This is a genomic window from Pseudomonas sp. Leaf59 (assembly GCF_920984685.1).
Taxonomy (GTDB): domain Bacteria; phylum Pseudomonadota; class Gammaproteobacteria; order Pseudomonadales; family Pseudomonadaceae; genus Aquipseudomonas.
The window spans coordinates 150,642-173,157 of record NZ_CAKLBR010000006.1 but is presented as its reverse complement, the minus strand read 5'-3'; the positions used below and the strand labels follow the sequence as shown (position 1 = coordinate 173,157).

Sequence of the window (22,516 nt, the reverse complement as noted above, 5' to 3'; positions counted from 1 at the left end):
CAGTCACTTATGTATCGGCTGATATACCGCGATCGGGAGCAAGCCCCCTCCCACAGGTTGAATTGCATTCAGTCATTTTTATTGGGGAAGCGGCGCAGATCGAGCGTCATCGGCAGTTCATCGTTGAGCACCACCGTGGGCACGGTGAGCTTCCCAGGGCTGTGCCCCAGACGGAAAAACCGCGCCATGCGCCGGCTCTCGGCCTCATTGGCATTCACCGGCAGGCTGTCGTAGTTGCGCCCGCCTGGATGGGCGACGTGGTACTGGCAACCGCCCAGCGAGCGTTGCATCCAGGTGTCGAGCAGGTCGAACACCAGCGGCGCATGCACCGCGATAGTCGGTTGCAGGCAGTTGGCCGGTTGCCACGCGCGATACCGCACGCCGGCGACGAACTCGCCAACGCGGCCGGTGGGCTGCAGCGGCACGGGAATGCCGTTGCAGGTCAGCAGGTAGCGCTGCGGCGCCAGGCCGGTCAGCTTCACTTGCAGGCGTTCCAGCGACGAGTCCACATAACGCACCGTGCCGCCCACCGCGCCCTCTTCGCCCAGCACATGCCAGGGCTCCAGGGCCTGGCGCAACTCCAGCTCGATGCCGCTGACGGCGTAGTCGCCGACTTTGGGGAAACGGAACTCCAGGTGCGCGGCAAACCACTCGGCGCGCAGCGGGTAGCCAGCCGTGTTGAGCTCGTCGATCACGTCGGCAAAATCCTGCGCGATAAAATGCGGCAACAGGAAGCGGTCATGCAGCTCGGTGCCCCAGCGCGCCAGTTTCGCCGGCGCGTAAGGCTCACGCCAGAAACGCGCGACCAGGGCGCGCAGCAGCAATTGCTGGGTCAGGCTCATGCGCGCATGGGGCGGCATCTCGAACGCGCGCAGCTCCAGCAGGCCCAGGCGTCCGGTGGCGCCGTCCGGAGAGTAAAGTTTGTCGATGCAGAATTCGGCGCGGTGGGTGTTGCCCGTCACGTCGATCAGCAGGTTGCGCAGCAGACGGTCGACCAGCCACGGCGGGCATTCTTCGCCCGGTTCGGGCATTTGCGCAAAGGCGATTTCCAGCTCATACAACGCGTCGTTGCGCGCTTCGTCCACCCGTGGCGCCTGGGAGGTCGGGCCGATGAACAGCCCGGAAAACAGGTACGACAACGATGGGTGATTGTGCCAATAGCTGATCAGGCTGCGCAGCAGGTCGGGCCGGCGCAGGAATGGCGAGTCCTTGGGTGTCGCGCCGCCGAGCACGAAGTGGTTGCCGCCTCCGGTGCCGGTGTGGCGCCCGTCGATCATGAACTTTTCCGTGGTCAGGCGGGTTTGCCGCGCCTCTTCGTAGAGAAATTCGGTGCGCTCCACCAACTCGTTCCAGGTGGCGGACGGCTGTACGTTGACCTCGATCACCCCTGGATCGGGTGTGACGCGGAAGTTGCTCAGGCGCGTATCGGCCGGCGGCTCGTAACCTTCGAGCAGCACCGGGCACTGCAACTCCTCGGCGGTGGCTTCGATGGCGGCCACCAGCTCCAGGTAATCCTCGAGCCGTTCCAGCGGCGGCATGAACAGGTACAGCCGCCCTTCCCGGGCTTCGGCGCACAGCGCGGTGCGGGTCAGCCAGTCGGCGGACTCGTCCACCTCGGGCACGCGCTCATCGCTTGGCGCGGGTTCGCCGTGATGGTGCAGTTGGGCGGTGGTGGGTAACGCCGGCAGATCCTGATTGGGGTCTGTGGGGTGCACGAACGGGTACTCGGCTGCCGTCACCCAGGGTTGCGAGGCAAGCGGCAGGCGGTAACCCAATGGCGAATCACCCGGCACCAGGCGGCAGTGGTTGTCGCGCAGGTACCAGCGCCCGCTCTGCCAGCGATCATTGGCGGCGGTGCGCGCCAGCGGCAGCACCTGGCCGATAACTTTATCCAGGCCCTGGGCGAACACTTTGCGCAGGCGTTCGCGTTCCAGCTCATCGCTCAAGCGCGGGTCCTGGGCGGTGACGTTCTGCGGCAACGCCCCTTCACGCCACAGGTAGTAGAAGTTGTCTTCGAAGGCCGGGAACACGAAGCGCGCCGGCAATTTCAGACGTTCGGCCACACTGGCCAGTAAGCGCCCGGCCAGCTCGCCGTCGGCGCCATAGTCCTGCTGCTCATCGGCGATCAGCGCGCTGTTGTGCCAGATCGGCACGCCATCGCGGCGCCAGTAGGCATTGAGCGACCAGCGCGGCAATTGCTCGCCGGGGTACCACTTGCCCTGACCGAAGTGCACCAGGCCCTGCGGCGCATAGTGCTGGCGCATGCGCTGGAACAGTTCGGCGGACAGGCGCCGTTTGTCCGGGCCCAGGGCGGCGGTGTTCCACTCGGCGCCGTCGGGGTCGTCGATGGACACGAAGGTCGGCTCACCGCCCATGGTCAGGCGCACGTCGTGCTTGAGCAGGTCGCTATCGATCTGTTGGCCCAGGGCCTGGATCTCCTGCCACTGTGCTTCGGTGTAGGGTTTGGTCACCCGTGGGGCTTCCCAGATCCGCTCTACCGACATCTCGTGGGTGAATTCGCAGCCGCACGGTTCCACCAGGCCACTGATCGGCGCGGCGGACGATGGATCGGGACTGCAGGCCAAGGGGATGTGGCCTTCACCGGCGAACAGGCCGGACGTCGCATCCAGACCGATCCAGCCGGCGCCGGGCAGATACACCTCGCACCAGGCGTGCAGGTCGGTGAAGTCCACCTCGGTGCCGGACGGGCCGTCGAGGGCCTTGACGTCCGCGGTGAGCTGGATCAGGTAGCCGGACACGAAGCGCGCGGCCAGCCCGAGGTTGCGCAGCAACTGCACCAGCAGCCAGGCCGAATCGCGGCAGGAGCCGGAGGCGTTCTGCAGGGTGAATTCCGGGGTCTGCACCCCCGGTTCCATGCGGATCAGGTAACCGATATCGGCGGCCAGACGCTGGTTGAGGCCCACCAGAAAATCCACCGCTGGCAAGGGCGTGCGGTCGATACCGGCCAGGTAGGCGGCAAACGTTGGCGTCAGCGGTAGGGTTTCCAGGTACGGCGCCAGCTCGCGCTGCTCATCGGCGGCGTAGCTGAAGGGGATGTTCTCGGCGTAGGGCTCAAGGAAAAAGTCGAACGGATTGAACACCGCAATCTCGGCGACCAGGTCGACCTCGATGCGCAGCTCGGCGGTCTTTTCCGGAAACACCAGGCGCGCCAGGTAATTGCCCTGGGGGTCCTGCTGCCAATTGATGAAGTGCTGCTCGGGCTGCACGTTGAGCGCGTAAGACAGAATCCGCGTGCGGCTGTGGGGCGTGGGGCGCAAACGCACGATCTGCGGGCCGAGTTCGACAGCGCGGTCGTAGCGGTAATGCGTAACGTGGTGCAACGCGACATGAATCGACACGGCGGCCTCCTGCGAGCCAAAGCATGGGAACAACGCGCGCAAGACTTATGCCAGCGCGGCGGTCATTGCGCTTTCTCAATGGACCCGGTGCAGTACAGCACCAAAACGGCGCCAACGGGTGGGTAGTGGTGCGAGCGTTGCACGTATTTGTGGCGCCCGTGTGGCGATCAGTGGCGAATCTACCCAACTAGCGAGCTTTGCGGGTGGCGATGATGGCTTGCCGCAGCCGCCGTACTTCGACCAGTTTGCGGCGCATTACACGGTGACGCTTGCTGTTGAGCAGCAGCAATCCCAGCAGGGGAAACAGCAGGCTCAAGCCAAACGAAAGCCAATGTGGACCGCAAGCGATCGTGGGCAGCACCGCCAACATGCAGAGTACCAGCAGCGTCGCCAGCGGCCGTACCCACTGCGGCCGACCGCGCGCGATCATGAAGTTGCACTGCACCACACCCCACGTCAGCGCCAGGCCGCCGAAAAAGCAATACCGGAGGTTGTCCTCCAGCGGCAGGCGCGGGAAATAGCTGTCGACCACCAGCGGGACCGTGAACAAGGGGGTTGCCCATGGGGTGATCTTCCTTCAAATGGGCGATTCGTTGCACGCGCTGCACATACTTATGGCGCGCGTGCGAGGCTGGGGGGGGTGAATCTACCCATTCAGCGAGCTTTGTGCTTGGCGCTCTTGGCTTCACGCAGGTGACGGATTTCCCGTAGCTGACGGCGCATTGCCCGATGACGCTTACTGTTGAGCAACAGCAGTCCCAGCATTGGAAACAGCAACCCAATGACATAGGCAGCCATATGGGGCCGATAGCCATAGGTTGGTAATACGATCAAAAAACACACCGCGTAGAAGGCGACGATGGCCCAAACGCCCCAGGCTCTCCCCCGAATCATGAAGAAGTGACTGACCGCCAAGAGCAGCCCCAAGACTACCGCCGCCACAAAGGAGTAACGCGCTCGCTCTGGTTCACCCCGGAAAAAGGTACTGGATGCCAATGAAATGGCAGCGGACAGGGAAAAACAGGCAAGGAAAAATGCACAAATAAACGCAGGGAAGTAGTCAGCCAAAAAAGCTTTTAACGAGACTTGGCGCACCATCACTCAAGCTCCTCGTACAACCCTACTGCGATGGTTCGAATGTTGCCGGACACTGCACTGCCGGTGAAACCAATAGCGGCACCGAGGGAGTCCCTGATCTGCGTAATAGTCGCGTGATTGATCTCGGTCGCCGAATAGCGCTTCACCAACTCACCGGAGCGCTGGCGCAACTTCAGCAGCTTATTGCTCAGGCTTGGGTCTTTCAGGCTTAGCAACTCTTTGGTGAGCGCCTTACGTTGCTGGCGGGTCAAACCCTTGGACAGCTCATACCAGCTTCTACCGGTCGTTGCTTTTCGAGCCTGCAACAGTCGAACAGTCGTCAGGGTAGAGGCGCCGGCGCCCAACAGCGAGGCCGCGTCCAATACCGGCATCGCATAGCGATACCATTCCTCGTTGTCCATATCGTCGTTGGCGGTCGGGTCGTTGAGTTCGTTGAACGTTCTCATGCCTCCCACCACGCACTGCGCGGTACTGGCCGCGGCAGCGGTGGCGCCCAGGCCCGCCACCACCAAGCTCGCGCCACCCGTGAACGGTACGGCGACAGTGCCGCTGAACACCACAATCCAACCCAGAATCGCGCCGGCACATGACAATGTCGTATTGACGGCCTCCCCCACGAGTCGAGACTCACGCGGATTGTTGGTTACCTGATCGGCAAACTGCGCGGGGGCTATGTACTTCTGCGCCTCACGCAAAATGATGCGCTTGGGCTTGATGCTGCAGATGGGCTTGAATTCGCGCAGCGTCACGACATTAAAATCAGCGTCGATGTACACGACACCCGCGCCGACGATGCCGGGGTCGCCATCGATGGCCGCAAACAGGCGGGGCAGATTGAGTTGGCTTTCGATGCGCTGGCGGGCCAGGAACTGGGAGCGGTTGAAGTCCATGCCGATGCCGGCCAGGGGGTTGCCCATGGGGGTGCTCTTCCTTGAAGGGGGGTGACTGAACTGACGCTATCGGGAGCAAGCCCCCTCCCACAGTCTGAACGGTGAATACATTCAAACGGTGGGAGGGGCTCGCCCCCGATAGCGATCCAATGCCCGCCACCTTATCAAACAGACTACCCAGCGCCTAGAAAGCAAAACGCCAGCCCTTAAGGCTGGCGTTTTGTATTTCAGGCTGCGATCAACGCGGCACTACCGGCTTGCGCGTTGGCTTGCCGCCTTTGCCCTTCGCCGCATCCGTGCGTTCCTTGGCCGCCTGTTTGTTGCGCGCTTGCGCGGCAGCCTTGGCCTGTTCGCGCTTGTCCCAGGGGTTGCTGCCGTCGCTGCCACGCGGCGGCAGGCCGGTGTGCTGGGTGAGGATTTTGGTAGTGGTTTCCTTGGCAACCTTGTGGCTGCCGGCCGGCGTCGAGTTCTTGCGCCGGGCGCTCTGGTAGCTGTCGGTGCTCGGCTGGTGCAACGGAATCAATTGTTCCTTGCCCGGCCCGATCAAGTCGGCGCGGCCCATGCGGGTCAAGGCTTCACGCAGCATCGGCCAGCCCTTCGGGTCGTGGTAGCGCAGGAAGGCCTTGTGCAGACGGCGTTGCTCTTCGCTCTTGACGATGGTCACCGCGTCGCTCTTGTAGGTGACCTTGCGCAGCGGGTTCTTGCCCGAGTGGTACATCGCGGTGGCGGTGGCCATCGGCGAGGGGTAGAACGCCTGCACCTGGTCGGCACGGAAGCCGTTGCCCTTGAGCCACAGGGCGAGGTTCATCATGTCTTCATCGGTGGTGCCGGGGTGGGCGGCGATGAAGTACGGGATCAGGTACTGCTCCTTGCCCGCTTCCTTGGTGTACTTCTCGAACATGCGCTTGAACTTGTCATAGCTGCCGATGCCCGGTTTCATCATCTGGTTGAGCGGACCTTCCTCGGTGTGTTCCGGGGCGATCTTGAGGTAGCCACCGACGTGATGGGTAACCAGCTCTTTTACGTATTCCGGCGACTCGACGGCCAGGTCGTAGCGCAGGCCGGAAGCGATCAGGATCTTTTTCACACCCGGCAACGCACGGGCGCTGCGGTACAGCTGGATCAAGGAGGAGTGGTCGGTGTTCAGGTTCGGGCAGATACCGGGAAACACGCAGGACGGCTTGCGGCATGCGGATTCGATCTCCGGGCTCTTGCAGGCGATGCGGTACATGTTCGCGGTGGGGCCGCCGAGGTCGGAGATCACGCCGGTAAAGCCCGGCACTTTGTCGCGGATCTCTTCGATCTCGCGAATGATCGACTCTTCGGAGCGGTTCTGGATGATGCGGCCTTCGTGCTCGGTGATCGAGCAGAAGGTACAGCCACCGAAGCAGCCGCGCATGATGTTCACCGAGAAGCGGATCATGTCGTAGGCCGGGATCTTTTCTTTGCCGTACGCCGGGTGCGGCACGCGCGCGTAAGGCATGCCGAACACGTAGTCCATTTCTTCGGTGGTCATCGGGATGGGCGGCGGGTTGAACCACACGTCCACTTCACCGTGCTTTTGCACCAGGGCGCGGGCGTTGCCTGGGTTGGTTTCCAGGTGCAGCACGCGGTTGGCGTGAGCGTAGAGCACCGCGTCGCCACGGACTTTTTCCACCGAGGGCAGGCGGATCACGGTCTTGTCGCGGGTCATGCGCGGGCTGGCCAGGATCTGTACGACCTTGGCCTCTTCCGGGTCTTCAACCGGCCCCTTTTCCTGCTCGATAGCGCAGGCCTGGGTGTCCTGGGTGTTGACGTACGGGTTGATGATCTTGTCGACCTTGCCCGGGCGATCGATACGCGTGGAGTCCACTTCGTACCAGCCCGCCGGGGTATCGCGGCGAATGAACGCGGTGCCGCGCACATCGGTGATGTCTTCGATCTTGTGGCCCCACGACAGGCGCTGAGCCACTTCGACGATGGCCCGCTCGGCGTTGCCATACAGCAGGATATCGGCGGCGGCGTCGATCAGGATCGAGTTGCGCACGCGGTCCTGCCAGTAGTCGTAGTGGGCGATGCGGCGCAGGGAGGCTTCGATGCCGCCGAGCACGATCGGTACGTGCTTGTAGGCTTCCTTGCAGCGCTGGCTGTACACCAGACTCGCACGGTCCGGGCGTTTGCCGGCCATCCCGCCGGGGGTGTAGGCGTCGTCGGAACGGATTTTCTTGTCGGCGGTGTAGCGGTTGATCATGGAGTCCATGTTGCCGGCCGCGACGCCGAAGAACAGGTTCGGCTCGCCGAGCTTCATGAAGTCGTCTTTGGACTGCCAGTTCGGCTGGGCAATGATCCCCACGCGAAAGCCCTGGGACTCCAGCAGCCGGCCAATGATCGCCATGCCGAAGGACGGGTGGTCCACGTACGCATCACCCGTGACGATGATGATGTCGCACGAATCCCAGCCAAGCTGATCCATCTCCTCCCTGCTCATCGGCAGGAATGGCGCTGGACCGAAACATTCGGCCCAGTACTTGGGATAGTCAAATAACGGCTTGGCTGTTTGCATGACGATAACCGGTGTTGAGATGAAAAATCGCGGGCGCGGAATATAGCACAAATTTTGACCAATTCCGACGACAGTGGTCGGCTTTTCCATGAACACCCAACTGGGGCTAACGGGCTAGGGCCCCGTCAAAAAAATCATGGATAGCCTGAAAGCGACCAACCACAGCCCATGAGGGCTCGATCCATGCCCCAACACGTTTCGGCAATGCACACACCCGCCTCGCCCCTGACGCCCCACCTGGACTTCATCAAGAATCAGTTGCCCTCCTGGCTGAGCGAAGCGCCGGAGCAGTTGCGCCGGAGTTTTCGCAGCAGCCTGATCAGCAGCAACCAGGCCAGGCACGACCTTGACGCCCTGCTCGATGCAATACAAAGCCCGGAAGCGTTTGCACGCAAGTTGTTGCGCGAGAAAATCCGATCCTGGTTCTTTGGCCTCGTTACGAACGAAGACGCCGTCCTGTCCCGCGAGTGGAAGAATAATCACCTGCTGGGTCTGATCAAGAACCACGCAAAAACCACCCGGCAGACACTCCTGGAGGCTGCACTGCAGAACTTCGAAGCCTCGGAGGCAGAGGCGGGAGGCATGGAAATCGGCACGGCGATTTTCAATCCGACTGACTCGGGAGAGGTGCCGAGTGCGGTTTGCGCGACCGCGTTCGCACGCTTTTGTCGCAAGCTGGATATCGGCGGCCAGTATCTAAAACACATCAGCGATGTCCTTGAGCCTGCGTCTGCCGACAAGGTCCGGGGGCTATTCAGGGCCCAGGCGCGGCATGCCTTCGGTGTTGCACTGCACAGCAGCAACATGCGCCAGAAGATAATGGCTCGCCAGCATTTGCAATTGCAGGTCCTCCAGGAAGCGGGAAAACACCTGGAGATAACCTGCAACCACCTGACCCTCAATGAGGTGGTACTGCCCAGTGTTTTGGTGATCAAGGCCGAGAGCATCGGTATCCCGTTCCTGCTCTACACCCCCGAGGACCCGCACGCAGCGCTGCGTCAACACGCCTCCCTGGCTGAGCTTGTGGCAGAGCTGGCGACGCGCCTGCTTAAACCGGATTACCAGGCCTTCTTCAAACACTTGGTGCCGTTGCAGCATCAAGGCAATCTGCTGGAAGTGACTGCGGCCCGCCTTCGCCATCCCGAGGCGCCAGCCCTGCAGAAAAAGCTGCCAGCCACACTCAAGGCGGCCATTAGCCTCACGGCAGTTGAAGGCGACCTTTTCAAAGCCATTGCCCGGCAGCGAATCGACCAGATCAAAAGCGATGCACGCATCGTGGCTGTGCCCACCGCCGACGTCGACCTGATCAGCCGGCAAAAACGTCTGCAGGGCTGGCTCGACCTGGGCAAGTCCGCGCTGTTTTTTGCAGCGTCTTTCATTCCCGTGGTGGGCGAAGTGTTGTTGGTCGTCACCGCTGCACAGGTGATCGGCACCGTGTATGAAGGGTTCGCGGCCTGGAGCCGCGGCGACAGCGATGAAGCCTTGAATGACTTGCTCGACCTGGTGGACAGCGCCGCTCTGGCGGTGGCCACGGCGGGCGCGGTGCGCACCGTCGGCTTCAGCACCCGGCTGGTCAAGGTCAAGGTGCGCAACAAAGGCTGGCGTTTGTGGAACACCGACCTCAAACCCTACCGCCATCACGAAGCATTGCCCAGCCATGTGGTGGCCGATAAACAGGGAATTTACAAGGATGGGCAGCAGCACTACCTGAAACTGGACGATCACGCCCATGCCATACAACGCGCCGCCGATGGTCAGCAATGGGAGCTTTCACACCCCACCGATCCGGATGCCTACCAACCCGCTCTCCTGAGCAATGGAGCCGGCGGTTGGCGCCACGCCCATGAAACGCCACACGACTGGGACGAGCTTAAACTGATCAAGCGCCTGGGGCCTGACGCCGCAACTATCACCCTGCCCAAGGTTGAGCCCATCCTCCTGCTCAGCGGCCTGGACAAGACCCAGCTGCGTGAAGTCCACCAGGATATGCAGCGCCCGCCGCCCCTGCTGCTCGATACGGTCAGGGACTTCAACCTGGACCAGGAGCTGACCGACTTCAACCTGGAGCGCGCCGAAGGCACAGCGGTGACGCCCTGTTCACCACAAATTCAATTCCACCTGCTTACATCGCTGCCTGAATGGCCAGCCAACCATGTGCTGAAAATTGTCGGCGAACAACAACAGGTCGTGATGAGCCACGGCACCGGAACAGTCGAAATAAAAATCAGCGAAGCGCGCTTCAGAAAGGGCGAGCTGCTGCATGCGCTGGAAGAGCAGATGCCACAGCTCGAATTCAACAAGCTGCTACCCAGGTTCTATGTCGATTATTTAACCAAAATCGAAAATCTGGCAGTACGGCTGGCGGATGACGTTCCGCGTAAAAAGCAGCGACTGCTTTCCTTGCTCGACGAGTCCGGTGAAACAGCGGTCACGACGATGGAAAAACGCTTGCCGCCGCCCCTGCAAATGGAGGTAAAGGCCACCAGTGACGCTGCGCAGGCTGCCCGTTTGCAGGCCGGTATTTTTCTCGAGGCCAGGCGCAGCCCCGAGAGCGTGCCATTGGTTCTCTATGCCCTGGAGCAAACGCCCGGCTGGCCGAAGGCACGAAAAATCAGCGTACACGACGCCAGTCCCGACGGCCCGTTGCTGGGCAGCATCGGCGATCCAGATAGCATCACCAGCCACGTACTGGTTCGTGAAGGTGAGCTGTACGCAGAACAACCTGCTGCACCGACCGACCTGCTTGGCGCTATCGAGGGCACGCTCACCGACTCCGAACGCACTGCGCTCTTGACCCGGGCAAACGCCACTTCCTTCGAAGCCGCGCTGCACAAGACCGGCGCGTCGCTGATCGCCGAGCCTGCCGCGGCCTATCGGGGCCAAATGCTCTTGAGGCACGCGCCAACAGAGCCAGGGTTGCCACTTGATCCATCATTTGCACAAACAAGCCCCCCGACCGGGCTGACGTTGCGCGCGGACGGCCTTCATCAAAGCCGTCCCGCTTCAGACGGCAGTTATCGCTACTACCTTCAGGACCAGCAAAGGTATTACGAAGTCAAAGCTGACCCGCAGGGATGGCGACTGATCGATGCCCGCAATCGTTTCCGCGCCTATCAGCCCTACGTTCGTCAAAAAACCGGGGGAGGCTGGGAAACTGATCAAGCCACTGGGTCACTGCTCGGCGGCGGAACATCACCTGCACCGTCACTTCAAGGCATGGAGTCCAGCGACGAGTTTGAGTCGACGCAGTCTTCCAGCGATTACGGATCAGCCGAAGGGGACAGCGTGCAGCCGGCTTACACCGCACAGGAACTGACCAGCATGCGCAGCGAACGGGGCTATCAGCACAGCTGGAACTACCGGTGCATCTACGACCGAGCCAACAACGGTCGATATCCGTTACGTGACCAGACAGGTCAGCCCATGCGGATCCGGCATCTGCAAATCCAGGGGAAGTCGTTAACGTCCGACGTGGTATACGCAAGCGCGTCGATCCGGCCTTACATCCAGTGGGAAGGTTATGAAAACGTCGCGCGCCTTTACGAGGACAAGCTCGAAGTAACGCCTTTCACAGCGGCGCATCAGAAGTTTGCGCAGGAATCTGCGCTGATCGGGCAGGCCACCGTCATTACCCGCAAACCGCTCAGGAAAGGCGAAGCCTTGGGCGTGTATGGCGGGGAAGTGCTGCCTTTGTACGTTGCACACGCTCGGCATGACCCGTATCTGATGGCCATTAAAGAAGTCCGGCCCGCCTCCCCTTACGCCGTCAACACTCAACCGATCCTGTCGGGCGACAACGCGTTGTCGAGGATAAACACGATTTTCGAATACGAGGCAGGCCATCCGGTGCGGCAGGCCAGTACGGGCTACAACGTCGAAGCCGCGCACTTTCGGGTGAATACCCAGGTCGGCGATGCGCCACAGGAACAAATGATTCTGACCGGCATGTTTGCCAGCGAGGATGTCCCCGCAGGCGCCGAACTACGCTGGAACTATCAATACAGTGAAGCCACCGTCAGGCAACTGTTCCCATTGCCGCCGGGGTGATTACTCGTCGTCGAAGTTGTAACTGCCAGGCGCAAGGTTTTCGAAGCGCGTGTATTTACCGATAAAGGCCAGCCGCGTCGTACCGATAGGGCCGTTACGCTGCTTGCCGATGATGATTTCGGCGATGCCCTTGTGTTCGGTTTCCGGGTGATACACCTCATCGCGGTAGACGAACATGATCACGTCGGCATCCTGCTCGATCGCTCCGGATTCACGCAGGTCGGAGTTGATCGGGCGTTTGTTCGGACGTTGTTCCAGGGAGCGGTTGAGCTGGGACAGCGCCACCACCGGGCAATTGAATTCCTTGGCCAGGGCTTTCAGGGAGCGGGAAATCTCGGAGATCTCGTTGGTACGGTTGTCGCCGCCGGAGCCCGGGATCTGCATGAGCTGCAGGTAGTCGATCATGATCAGCGCCACGTCGCCGTGCTCACGCACCAGGCGTCGGGTGCGCGCACGCATTTCCGAGGGGCTGATGCCGGCGGTGTCATCGATGAACAGTTTGCGGTCATTGAGCAGGTTGACCGCCGACGTCAGGCGCGGCCAGTCGTCGTCCTCCAGGCGGCCGGCACGCACCTTGGTCTGGTCGATACGACCGAGGGACGAGAGCATCCGCATGATCAGCGATTCGCCTGGCATCTCCAGGGAGTACACCAGCACGCTCTTGTCACTGCGCAGCACGGCGTTTTCCACCAGGTTCATGGCGAAGGTGGTCTTACCCATGGACGGACGGCCGGCCACGATGATCAAGTCCGCCGGCTGCAGGCCGCTGGTCATGCCGTCAAGGTCGGTGTAGCCAGTGGAGAGGCCGGTGATGGCGTTGTCGGTGTTGAACAGGGTGTCGATACGGTCGATGGCCTTGGTCAACAACTCGTTGACGCCCACCGGGCCGCCGGTCTTGGGGCGCGCTTCGGCGATCTGGAAGATCTGCCGTTCGGCCTCGTCGAGGATTTCTTCGGCGGTGCGGCCTTCGGGGTTGAAGGCGCTGTCGGCGATCTCGGTGGCGATGCCGATCAACTGGCGCAAGGTGGCCCGGGCGCGAACGATCTGCGCATAGGCCTTGATGTTGGCGACGGACGGCGTGTTTTTCGCCAGCTCACCGAGGTAGCCCAGGCCGCCAACCTGGGAGGTCTGGCCCTCCTTGTCGAGTTGCTCGGCCAGGGTCACCACGTCGATCGGTGAGTTCAGGTCGGCCAGCTTGGCGATGGCACGGAAGATCAGGCGGTGGTCATGCCGATAGAAATCGCCGTCCGAGACTTGATCCAGCACGCGTTCCCAGGCGTTGTTGTCCAGCATCAGGCCACCGAGCACGGCCTGTTCGGCCTCGATGGAATGCGGCGGCACCTTCAGGGCAGCGGTTTGCAGATCGTATTGCTCGGGAGCTGAAATATCGTTCATGGCCACTTGGAATTTGGGGAGTGTAGAAAAACAAAAGGCACGACCTGTAAACAGGATCGTGCCCGATGTTAACCGGCTGGCACGCGAGGTGCCACCCAGTTAGGTGCTGCTTAAGCTGCTACCACGACAACGCGTACGGTGGCTTCAACTTCGGCGTGCAGGTGCACGGCTACGTCGAATTCGCCTACGTTGCGGATGGTGCCGTTCGGCAGACGAACTTCGCTCTTCTGCACTTCAACGCCGGAGGCGGTCAGTGCATCAGCGATGTCGTGGGTGCCGATCGAACCGAACAGCTTGCCTTCGTCACCGGCAGTGGCAGTAATAGTCACTTCCAGCTCAGCCAGTTGGGCAGCGCGAGTTTCGGCCGAGGCTTTTTTGTCTGCTGCGGCTTTTTCCAGCTCAGCACGACGCTCTTCAAACGCAGCCAGGTTGGCAGCGGTTGCAGCGGTGGCTTTGCCGTATGGCAGCAGGTAGTTACGACCGTAACCGGCCTTAACATTTACTTTGTCGCCCAGGTTGCCCAGGTTGGCGACTTTTTCCAGAAGGATCAGTTGCATGTGAAAATCCTCTAACTTTTAACCTTCACCGTTCGCGTTGTCGGCGTCTTTCGGCGCCAGACGACCGCGAAAATCAATCAGGCCGTCGACAATGGCCAAAACCACGAGTAACGGATAAATCAGCTGCATGAACAGCACCAGCGTCACGTACAACCCCACCAGCCAGAACCTGGCCAGGCGCTTCTGCGCCACCAGCCCATGAATCAGAGCCAGCCCGGAAAACACCAGCGGTACGCTGCAAAACAGCAACAACAGGGCGGCCTGTGGACCGAAGTTCGGTCCGACCACCATGCATGCCAGCAGCAACATCGCCGGGCCCGCAGGGATTCTGATGCTGCGAAACTCGCGACCAAAACCACCCGGGTTGTACAACAACGCCTGCCAATAACGCCCAAGCATCAGGCTCAGCAGGCTGACGACCTGCAACACCACCGCCATCAGGCCGATCAGGGCCGGTGCTATCAATGCTGCGAGACGCGCTCGCTCGTCTACCGACAATTGCTGGTAGAGCTCCCCGAGAGCCGACGGCAGGACCTTGACGATCTCTTGCGCCAGCGCCTCGATTTGCGGGTGGAAAGCCGCGCCGAGCAACACTGAATACACCAACCCCACTGCCACGCTGACCAGCAGCGTGCGGACCCAGGACTCACTTGCGCGCAAAACCAACGCAAGGCTCGACGAACCCAACAGCACCATAAGCACCTTGGGTTCGCCCAATTGCAGCCACCAGACAAGGCCGGCCAACAATCCCAGGGCCAGGACGCCAATGGCATCCTGTAAACCGCGCCGCAGGAGCACAAGGCATCCGGCGGCAGCACCCAACCAATACAACAGCGGCAATGCCGCACAGCCGGCCACTACCAGAGTGGCCTGCATACGACCGCGCATGATGAACTCAGCTAAGGCGCGCATGCATTTAATCCCTTACTACTTGTCGACTGCCCGGTCTCAGCGGCCGTGGCTGTCGGTGTAGGCCAGCAGGGCCAGGAAGCGGGCGCGCTTGATAGCGGTGGCCAGCTGACGCTGATAACGTGCTTTGGTACCGGTGATACGGCTTGGAACGATTTTGCCGGTCTCGGATACGTAGGCTTTCAGAGTGTTGAGATCTTTGTAATCGATCTCTTTCACGTCTTCAGCGGTGAAGCGGCAGAATTTACGACGACGGAAGAAACGTGCCATTTGATAGGCTCCTTAAAAGGTCCGTGGATTACTCGTCAGCGTTATCGCTGTTGTCGCTGTCATCACTGTCAGCGCTATCAGCGCCTTCGTGCTCAGGACGGTCGCGACGCTCACGGCGCTCACTGCGGTTTTCTTCAGCCTTGAGCATCTCGGATTGGCCGGTAACGGCTTCTTCGCGACGGATGACCAGGTTACGGATCACTGCATCGTTGTAGCGGAAGTTGTCTTCCAGCTCGGCCAGGGCCTTGCCGGTGCATTCAACGTTCAGCATCACGTAGTGAGCCTTGTGAACATTGTTGATTGCATAGGCCAGTTGACGACGGCCCCAATCTTCCAGACGGTGGATTTTGCCGCCGTCTTCTTCGATCAGCTTGGTGTAACGCTCAACCATGCCGCCGACTTGCTCGCTTTGATCCGGGTGGACCAAAAAGATGATTTCGTAATGACGCATGAATGCTCCTTACGGGTTGTAGCCTGCCGCTCAAAAACGGTCAGACAAGGAGTGAATGACACTTATGGATCTTGCCGCAGGGGAGGCACATGCGTGCCTGCCGGGTGGGCAAGGGGCGCAATTGTAGAGAAGGGGAGGAACAGGCGCAAGGTGATTGGTGATTATTTGAACAATCTCCCAATCGCCGCAAAACAACTGTGGGAGGTGGCTTGCTCCCGATTGCGGTGGATCAGCAACATTATCTGTTACTGACTTACTGCTATCGGGAGCAAGCCCCCTCCCACATTTGCATCTATGCCAGGCCAAAAATTACTTTTTGGTCTTGGCCTTGGCGCCACGCTGACGCCGCGCTTCGAACAGGCATACACCGGTCGCGACCGACACATTGAGACTGCTGACACTACCGGCCATCGGCAGGTGCACCAGGTAATCGCAATGCTCACGCGTCAAGCGACGCATGCCTTTGCCTTCAGCGCCCATGATCAGGATGGTCGGGCCGGTGAGGTCCTGGTCATAGATACTGACCTCGGCCTCCCCCGCCGTGCCCACGACCCACAGGCCGCGCTGCTGGAGTTTTTCCAGGGTGCGCGCCAGGTTGGTCACGGCCACCAGCGGAATCACTTCCGCCGCGCCGCAGGCAACCTTGCGCACCACAGGCGTCAGGGTGGCCGACTTGTCCTTGGGCACAATCACCGCCAGGGCGCCGGCGGCATCTGCCGAGCGCAGACAGGCGCCGAGGTTGTGCGGGTCGGTCACGCCGTCCAGCACCAGCAGGAGCGGCGCACCTTCGGTACGGTCGAGCAGCTCGTCGAGCATGGCCTCGCCCCACACCTGGCTCGGGCTGACGTCAGCAACCACGCCCTGATGCACACCTTCGACCCACACATCCATTTCACGGCGCTCGGCCTGGCCGATGGCGACTTTATTCTGGGTCGCCAGCTCGACCAGCGCCTGCACGCGTGGCTCGCTGCGCCCTTCGGCCAGCCATACCTGCTTGACGCGCTTGGGATGGTGACGCAGCAGCGCTTCTACGGCGTGGACGCCGTAGATTTTTTCCAGACTCATGACTTGGCCTTAGGTTTGCGCGACCCGCTGCTTTTGGCAGGGGTCGAACCCGTCTTGGACGGGCCTTTACGGTGTTTACTGGTCTTGCTCGAGGTTTTTTCCGCCGCTTGGGACTTTCCCCCAGACGCCGCTTTACCACCGCTTTTGGCTTCGTTGAGCAACTGCTGCTTCAACTCGCGGCTCTTGCGCAGCTCGGCGTTTTTCGCCGCGGCATCGCTCGGGCGATAGGCTTCCGGGGCCTTATCCTTGGCAGAGGAACGACGGCCCGACTTGGCAGGCGCAGACTCTGTCGCCGCGGTTGTGGCAGCCGCTTTGCCTTTCGAGGTCGGCGCTGTGGTGTCGCTGCCGCGTTTTTTACGGCCGGTCGGCTCGGTCGGCTTGTCAGGCATGCCGAAGTCGATCTTGCGCTCATCGAGGTCGACGCGCATGACCTGCACTTCCACCGTGTCGCCCAAACGGAAGCTGCGACCGGTGCGCTCGCCCGCCAGGCGGTGATGCACAGGATCGAAGTGGTAATAGTCGCCCGGCAAGGCGGTGACGTGCACCAGGCCCTCGACGTAGATGTCGGTCAGCTCGACAAACAGGCCAAAGCCGGTCACGGCGGTGATCACACCCGGGAACGACTCGCCCACGCGGTCCTTCATAAACTCGCACTTGAGCCAGTTCACCACATCGCGTGTGGCCTCATCGGCGCGGCGCTCGCTCATGGAGCACTGCTCGCCGAGCTGTTCCAGGGCGGCTTCGTCGTACGGATAAATCCGCGCTTTCGGAATGCTCATGGCACCGGCGCGCTTGACGTGCGGGGTGTCCTGTCTGGAATGGATCACGCTGCGAATCGCCCGGTGCGTGAGCAGGTCCGGGTAACGGCGGATCGGCGACGTGAAGTGGGTGTACGCTTCGTAATTGAGGCCGAAGTGGCCCTGGTTATCGGCGCTGTACACCGCCTGGCTCAGGGAACGCAACATCACGGTCTGGATCACGTGGTAATCCGGACGGTCCTTGATGCTGGCCAACAGTGCCTGGTAGTCCTTCGGCGTCGGGCCGTCCTTGCCTTTGTGCAGAGACAGACCAAGCTCACCGAGGAACGCGCGCAGTTTTTCCAGACGTTCCGGCGGCGGGCCATCATGCACTCGGTACAGCGCAGGGATCTCGTGTTTTTTCAGGAATTCAGCGGTGGCCACGTTGGCCGCCAGCATGCATTCCTCGATGAGCTTGTGCGCATCGTTGCGGGTGGTCGGGGTGATTGCGGCGATCTTGCGCTCGGAACCGAAGACAATTCGGGTTTCCTGGGTTTCAAAATCGATCGCGCCACGCACATGACGAGCACCCAGCAATACCTTGTAGAGCGAGTAGAGCTGCTTGAGGTGCGGTACCACGCCAGCGTATTCGGTACGCAGAGCCTTGGCTTCGCTGGTTTTCGGTGTTTCCAGGATAGTGCTGACCTTGTTGTAGGTCAGGCGCGCCTGGGAGTGAATCACCGCCTCATAGAACTGGTAGTCGGTCATTTCACCGGTTTTCGAGATGGTCATCTCGCACACCATGGCCAAACGGTCGACTTTCGGATTCAGCGAGCACAGGCCGTTGGACAGCTGCTCAGGCAGCATCGGGATCACGCGTTCAGGGAAATACACGGAGTTGCCGCGCACCTGGGCTTCGTTATCCAGCGCAGAACCGATTTTCACGTAGCTGGACACGTCGGCAATCGCGACATACAGCTTCCAGCCGCCGGAGAACAAGCGCAATTTGCCAGGCTTGGCTTCGCAGTAGACCGCATCGTCGAAGTCGCGGGCGTCTTCGCCATCGATGGTGACGAACGGCAGATGGCGCAGGTCGATGCGCTTCTCTTTGTCCTTGTCTTCCACTTCCGGCTTGAGCTTGCGCGCTTCCTTGATGACCGCTTCGGGCCATACGTGAGGAATATCGTAGGTGCGCAGCGCAACGTCGATCTCCATGCCCGGCGCCATGTAGTTGCCGACCACTTCAACGATATCGCCCTGAGGCTGGAAGCGCGCCGTTGGCCAGTGGGTGATTTTCACCTCGACAAACTGGCCGACCTTGGCGGCGCCATTGCGGCCCGGGGTGATCAGCACTTCCTGCTGGACCTTGGGGTTATCCGGGACAACAAAGCCGATGCCGCCTTCTTCGAAGTAACGGCCGACGATGGACTCGTGGGCGCGGGACACCACTTCGACAATCACACCTTCGCGGCGACCGCGACGGTCCAGCCCGGAAACACGTGCCAGGGCACGGTCGCCATCGAACACCAGGCGCATTTGCGCCGGGCTCATGAACAGGTCATCGCTGCCGTCATCCGGGATCAGGAAGCCGAAGCCGTCACGGTGACCGGCAATGCGGCCCAGGATCAGGTCGAGTTTGTCCACGGGCGCGTAGGTGCCACGGCGGGTGTAGATCAACTGAGCGTCGCGCTCCATGGCACGCAGACGGCGGCGCAGGGCTTCGAGCTGGTCTTCGGTGGTCAGACCGAACTCTTCAACCAGTTGCTCGCGGCTAGCAGGCGAACCCCGATCGGCGAGGTGCGCCAGGATCAGTTCGCGGCTAGGAATAGGGTTTTCATATTTTTCCGCTTCACGAGCGGCCTCGGGATCGAGGGACTGCCAATCGGCCATTAGAGAGTTTTCACCTTGTCTATATAGGGGTTAGTTTGGCATACGCGTATTGAAACGGGAAATTTCAGGCGTCAACAAGCCCTTAAAAGGCCTTTTGTGCCATCGGTTGCACACCTTGCACGACCATTGGCGAAGTTTTCCAGAGTTTTTTGATAGCGGGGGTTTACAGCGTAAATTCGGCTCCGTATAGTGCGCGCCATCGACGACGGCAACGTGGTTGATGCTGCCCAGGTGGTGAAATTGGTAGACACGCCAGCTTCAGGTGCTGGTGATCGCAAGGTCGTGGAAGTTCGAGTCTTCTCCTGGGCACCAAAATTCAGATCAAACCCGCGAAAGCGGGTTTTTTCGTTTCAGGCCTTTGATTTTTAACGAAAAAATTGATTTATATTTTTCCAGCCAGGGGTTTACAGATTAAAAAGCCCGCCGTATAGTTCGCCCCATCAACAGCGGCAACGTTGCTTGATAATGCCCAGGTGGTGAAATTGGTAGACACGCCAGCTTCAGGTGCTGGTGATCGCAAGGTCGTGGAAGTTCGAGTCTTCTCCTGGGCACCAAATTCAGATCAAACCCGCGAAAGCGGGTTTTTTCGTTTCCGGGGTTTGAAAACTTCCCGGCGATTCAGCCCTCGCCCGTACTTGAGAAGTTTTATCGTTTATCCTTGCAAAGATTTGTTGCATTCAAGCGAGGAAAACGTCGGATGACTATCCGCTCTACCCATCTCAAGACATCCCTTCTGCGTGGCCTGACGCTCACTCTACTCAGTCTGACCCTGCTCTCCCCTTCGGCTCACAGCGCCGACAAGGTCTCACTAACCCTCTACAACGGCCAACACAAAGAAGTCGGCGATGAACTCGCCAAGGCCTTCGAAGCCAAAACCGGCATTCACGTCAACGTGCGCAAAGGCAGCAGCAACCAGCTGGCCAGCCAGGTCGTCGAAGAAGGTGAGCGCTCCCCGGCCGACGTGATCTATACCGAAGAATCCCCCCCGCTCAATAAACTGGGCGAGCAAGGCCTGCTGGCCAACATCGACGCCAGCACCCTCGACGTACTGCCCAAGGACTACGTGGGCAGCAACGGCAACTGGATGGGCGTGACCGCCCGCACCCGCGTGGTGGCCTTCAACCCGAAACTGATTGCGGAAAAAGACCTGCCCAAATCGGTGCTGGATTTCGCCGGCCCCGAGTGGCAAGGCAAAGTCGGCTTCGTGCCTACCAGCGGCGCATTCCAGGAACAGGCCGTGGCAATCCTCAAGCTGCACGGGCGCGAGGCGGCTGAAGAATGGCTGACCGGCCTGCGCGCCTTTGGCAAGGTGTACAGCAACAATATGGTTGCGCTCAAAGCGGTGGAAAATGGCGAAGTCGCCACCGTGCTGGTGAACAACTACTACTGGTTTGCCTTGAAGAAAGAAAAAACCAACCTGGATTCGCAACTGCATTACTTCACCGACGGCGATGCCGGCGGCCTGATCACCGTGTCTTCGGCAGCCGCACTCAAATCCAGCAAACACCCGAAAGAAGCCCAGCAGTTGCTGGCATTCATGGCCAGCGAAGACGGCCAGCGTGTGATCACCAACACCTCAGCCGAATACCCGCTGCGCAAGGGGATGCAATCGAGCCGTGGCCTCAAGCCATTCTCTGAGCTGCAACCGCCGAAAGTCACGCCTGCCGACCTTGGCAATGCCGAGGAAGCCCTGGAGCTGGAACGCGAGGTTGGCTTGAACTGATGAGCCCATCGCTATCGGCGCCGGGGTTCATGCCCCGGCGCAAACGTCCGTCGATCTGGCTGCTGTTGCCCGTGTTGTTGCTGGTTGGCCTGAGCCTGCTGCCGCTGGTCTACGTTGGGCTCAAAGCCTGGCAGGCGGGCTGGGCGCAGGCCCTGCACCTGCTGTGGCGGCCTTACGTGTTCGGCCTGCTGCGCAATACTTTGGCGCTGATGGTCGGCGTTACCCTGGCGTGCGGCGTGATCGGCCTGTCCCTGGCCTGGCTGCTCGAACGCAGCAACCTGCCGGGACGGCGCATCTGGGGCGTGATCCTGTGCCTGCCGTTTGCAGTGCCGGCGTTTGTCAGCAGCTTTACCTGGGTGTCGCTGAGCGCCAATTTCGAAGGGCTCGGCGGGGCGATCCTGGTGATGACGCTGTCAAAATACCCGCTGGTGTTTCTGCCAGTGGCGGCAACCCTGCGCAACCTGGATCCGTCTCTCGAAGAGTCGGCGCGCACGCTGGGACACAATCGCTGGGGCGTGTTCGTGCGCGTCACCCTGCCCTTGCTGTGGCCGTCCCTGCTGGCCGGCGCATTGCTGATCGCGCTGCATATGCTGGTGGAGTTCGGCGCCCTGTCGATCATCGGCCTGCAGACCTTCACCACGGCGATCTACCAGCAATTCGAACTGGAGTTCAGCAATGCCAATGCCGCGATGCTGTCGGCAGTGTTGCTGGTGATGTGCCTGACCCTGCTGTGGCTGGAGCTGCGTGTGCGCGGCAAGGGCCGACACGTACGCATCGGCCAGGGCGCGGCGCGGCATGCCGGGCAGGTGAAGCTGGGTCAGTGGGCGCCGTTGGGCCAGCTGTATTGCCTGGCGCTGGCGGTGATCGGCAGCGGCATTCCGCTGGGCATGCTCGGGTATTGGCTGGCGGTGGGTTCGTCGGCGGCGTTCCCGCTGGCCGAGATTGGCGAGGCGCTGCTGTCGTCCCTAGCACTCTCGCTGGGCGGCGCGGCGCTGTGCCTGGTGCTGGCGGTGCCGGTGGGGCTGCTGGTGGTGCGCTACAAGGGCCGCCTGGCGATCTGGGCCGAGCGTCTGCCCTATCTGCTGCACGCTCTGCCTGGGTTGGTCATCGCCCTGACGCTGGTGTATTTCGCACTGCATTATGTGCCAGTGCTGTATCAAACCTCGGCGCTGTTGCTGATCGCTTATGCGCTGCTGTTTTTACCGCTGGCCCAGGCGCCGATTCGTACGGCCCTGAACAAGGCTGCACCGCAGCTGGAAGAGGCGGCGCGCACGCTGGGCGCGTCGTCGTTCAGTGCGTTCTGCCGGGTGACCCTGCCGATTATTTTCCCGGCGCTGGGCGCAGCATTTGCGCTGGTGTTTCTGGATGCGATGAAGGAATTGACGGCGACGTTGCTGCTCAGTCCGACCGGACTGAATACCCTGGCGACTGCGGTGTGGGCGCATACCTCGAATATAGAATTTGCGGCGGCGGCGCCTTATGCGGCGTTGTTGATTCTGGTGTCGGGGTTGCCGGTGTATTGGCTGACGACTCGGATGTATCTGAGCCGCTGAAATCGCTATCGGGAGCAAGCCCCCTCTCAC

General features: G+C 61.0%; 15 protein-coding genes and 2 tRNA genes. 5 read left to right on the top strand and 12 right to left on the bottom strand.

Annotated elements, in window-relative coordinates; all coding sequences use genetic code 11:
* Positions 1-68: 68 nt before the first annotated feature.
* The 5 genes from LUB09_RS09105 to LUB09_RS09085 form a co-directional block, all read right to left on the bottom strand.
* Positions 69-3,359 (bottom strand): transglutaminase family protein, encoded by a 3,291-nt coding sequence (locus LUB09_RS09105; protein ID WP_231422396.1) that lies wholly within the window; start codon positions 3,357-3,359, stop codon positions 69-71.
* A gap of 187 nt (positions 3,360-3,546) precedes the next feature.
* On the bottom strand, positions 3,547-3,909 hold the full coding sequence (locus tag LUB09_RS09100) for a hypothetical protein (protein ID WP_231422395.1): 363 nt from the start codon (positions 3,907-3,909) through the stop codon (positions 3,547-3,549).
* A 104-nt stretch (positions 3,910-4,013) separates the two neighbouring features.
* On the bottom strand, positions 4,014-4,457 hold the full coding sequence (locus tag LUB09_RS09095) for a hypothetical protein (protein ID WP_209987931.1): 444 nt from the start codon (positions 4,455-4,457) through the stop codon (positions 4,014-4,016).
* Positions 4,457-5,374 (bottom strand): NAD synthetase, encoded by a 918-nt coding sequence (locus LUB09_RS09090; RefSeq protein ID WP_231422394.1) that lies wholly within the window; start codon positions 5,372-5,374, stop codon positions 4,457-4,459. Before LUB09_RS09090 ends, LUB09_RS09095 begins: the two co-directional genes overlap by 1 nt.
* 211 nt (positions 5,375-5,585) lie before the next feature.
* On the bottom strand, positions 5,586-7,889 hold the full coding sequence (locus tag LUB09_RS09085; protein WP_209987925.1) for a YgiQ family radical SAM protein: 2,304 nt from the start codon (positions 7,887-7,889) through the stop codon (positions 5,586-5,588).
* 183 nt (positions 7,890-8,072) lie between these two features.
* On the opposite strand from LUB09_RS09085, the gene LUB09_RS09080 reads away from it, so the two are divergent.
* On the top strand, positions 8,073-11,936 hold the full coding sequence (locus LUB09_RS09080; RefSeq protein ID WP_231422393.1) for a dermonecrotic toxin domain-containing protein: 3,864 nt from the start codon (positions 8,073-8,075) through the stop codon (positions 11,934-11,936).
* On the opposite strand, the gene dnaB is transcribed toward LUB09_RS09080, so the two are convergent.
* From dnaB to rnr, 7 genes are all read right to left on the bottom strand, one after another.
* Positions 11,937-13,331, bottom strand: coding sequence for a replicative DNA helicase (gene dnaB / locus LUB09_RS09075; RefSeq protein WP_003236220.1), 1,395 nt, complete (start codon positions 13,329-13,331; stop codon positions 11,937-11,939).
* A 110-nt stretch (positions 13,332-13,441) separates the two neighbouring features.
* Positions 13,442-13,888, bottom strand: a complete 447-nt coding sequence (gene rplI / locus LUB09_RS09070; protein ID WP_003171376.1) for a 50S ribosomal protein L9 — start codon at positions 13,886-13,888, stop codon at positions 13,442-13,444.
* 18 nt (positions 13,889-13,906) lie between these two features.
* Positions 13,907-14,800, bottom strand: coding sequence for a hypothetical protein (locus LUB09_RS09065; protein WP_231422392.1), 894 nt, complete (start codon positions 14,798-14,800; stop codon positions 13,907-13,909).
* Between the two features lie 36 nt (positions 14,801-14,836).
* On the bottom strand, positions 14,837-15,067 hold the full coding sequence (gene rpsR, locus LUB09_RS09060; protein ID WP_002551829.1) for a 30S ribosomal protein S18: 231 nt from the start codon (positions 15,065-15,067) through the stop codon (positions 14,837-14,839).
* A 28-nt stretch (positions 15,068-15,095) separates the two neighbouring features.
* Positions 15,096-15,518, bottom strand: a complete 423-nt coding sequence (gene rpsF, locus LUB09_RS09055) for a 30S ribosomal protein S6 (protein WP_003236224.1) — start codon at positions 15,516-15,518, stop codon at positions 15,096-15,098.
* 309 nt (positions 15,519-15,827) lie between these two features.
* A complete protein-coding gene (gene rlmB / locus LUB09_RS09050) occupies positions 15,828-16,583 on the bottom strand; it encodes a 23S rRNA (guanosine(2251)-2'-O)-methyltransferase RlmB (protein ID WP_012721924.1) in 756 nt (251 codons plus the stop codon).
* Positions 16,580-19,210: a ribonuclease R gene (gene rnr / locus LUB09_RS09045; protein WP_231422391.1), complete on the bottom strand. Its 2,631-nt coding sequence runs from the start codon at positions 19,208-19,210 to the stop codon at positions 16,580-16,582. The genes rlmB and rnr overlap by 4 nt, the downstream gene beginning before the upstream one ends.
* Positions 19,211-19,435: 225 nt before the next feature.
* Here rnr and LUB09_RS09040 point away from each other — a divergent pair.
* From LUB09_RS09040 to LUB09_RS09025, 4 genes are all read left to right on the top strand, one after another.
* Positions 19,436-19,522: transfer RNA gene (locus LUB09_RS09040), tRNA-Leu, on the top strand.
* 155 nt (positions 19,523-19,677) lie between these two features.
* Positions 19,678-19,764, top strand: a tRNA-Leu gene (locus tag LUB09_RS09035).
* A gap of 143 nt (positions 19,765-19,907) precedes the next feature.
* Positions 19,908-20,933, top strand: coding sequence for an extracellular solute-binding protein (locus tag LUB09_RS09030; protein WP_231422390.1), 1,026 nt, complete (start codon positions 19,908-19,910; stop codon positions 20,931-20,933).
* The gene (locus LUB09_RS09025; protein ID WP_231422389.1) at positions 20,933-22,486 is read left to right on the top strand and encodes an ABC transporter permease; all 1,554 of its coding nucleotides are present in this window, start codon (positions 20,933-20,935) and stop codon (positions 22,484-22,486) included. Before LUB09_RS09030 ends, LUB09_RS09025 begins: the two co-directional genes overlap by 1 nt.
* Positions 22,487-22,516: the final 30 nt, after the last annotated feature.

Coding starts and splice junctions, on each gene's coding strand:
- LUB09_RS09095 (WP_209987931.1), bottom strand. CDS start 4,457: ATGGTGCGCCAAGTCTCGTTAAAAGCTTTTTTGGCTGACTACTTCCCT.
- LUB09_RS09090 (WP_231422394.1), bottom strand. CDS start 5,374: ATGGGCAACCCCCTGGCCGGCATCGGCATGGACTTCAACCGCTCCCAG.
- LUB09_RS09085 (WP_209987925.1), bottom strand. CDS start 7,889: ATGCAAACAGCCAAGCCGTTATTTGACTATCCCAAGTACTGGGCCGAA.
- LUB09_RS09080 (WP_231422393.1), top strand. CDS start 8,073: ATGCCCCAACACGTTTCGGCAATGCACACACCCGCCTCGCCCCTGACG.
- dnaB (WP_003236220.1), bottom strand. CDS start 13,331: ATGAACGATATTTCAGCTCCCGAGCAATACGATCTGCAAACCGCTGCC.
- rplI (WP_003171376.1), bottom strand. CDS start 13,888: ATGCAACTGATCCTTCTGGAAAAAGTCGCCAACCTGGGCAACCTGGGC.
- LUB09_RS09065 (WP_231422392.1), bottom strand. CDS start 14,800: ATGCGCGCCTTAGCTGAGTTCATCATGCGCGGTCGTATGCAGGCCACT.
- rpsR (WP_002551829.1), bottom strand. CDS start 15,067: ATGGCACGTTTCTTCCGTCGTCGTAAATTCTGCCGCTTCACCGCTGAA.
- rpsF (WP_003236224.1), bottom strand. CDS start 15,518: ATGCGTCATTACGAAATCATCTTTTTGGTCCACCCGGATCAAAGCGAG.
- rlmB (WP_012721924.1), bottom strand. CDS start 16,583: ATGAGTCTGGAAAAAATCTACGGCGTCCACGCCGTAGAAGCGCTGCTG.
- rnr (WP_231422391.1), bottom strand. CDS start 19,210: ATGGCCGATTGGCAGTCCCTCGATCCCGAGGCCGCTCGTGAAGCGGAA.
- LUB09_RS09030 (WP_231422390.1), top strand. CDS start 19,908: ATGACTATCCGCTCTACCCATCTCAAGACATCCCTTCTGCGTGGCCTG.
- LUB09_RS09025 (WP_231422389.1), top strand. CDS start 20,933: ATGAGCCCATCGCTATCGGCGCCGGGGTTCATGCCCCGGCGCAAACGT.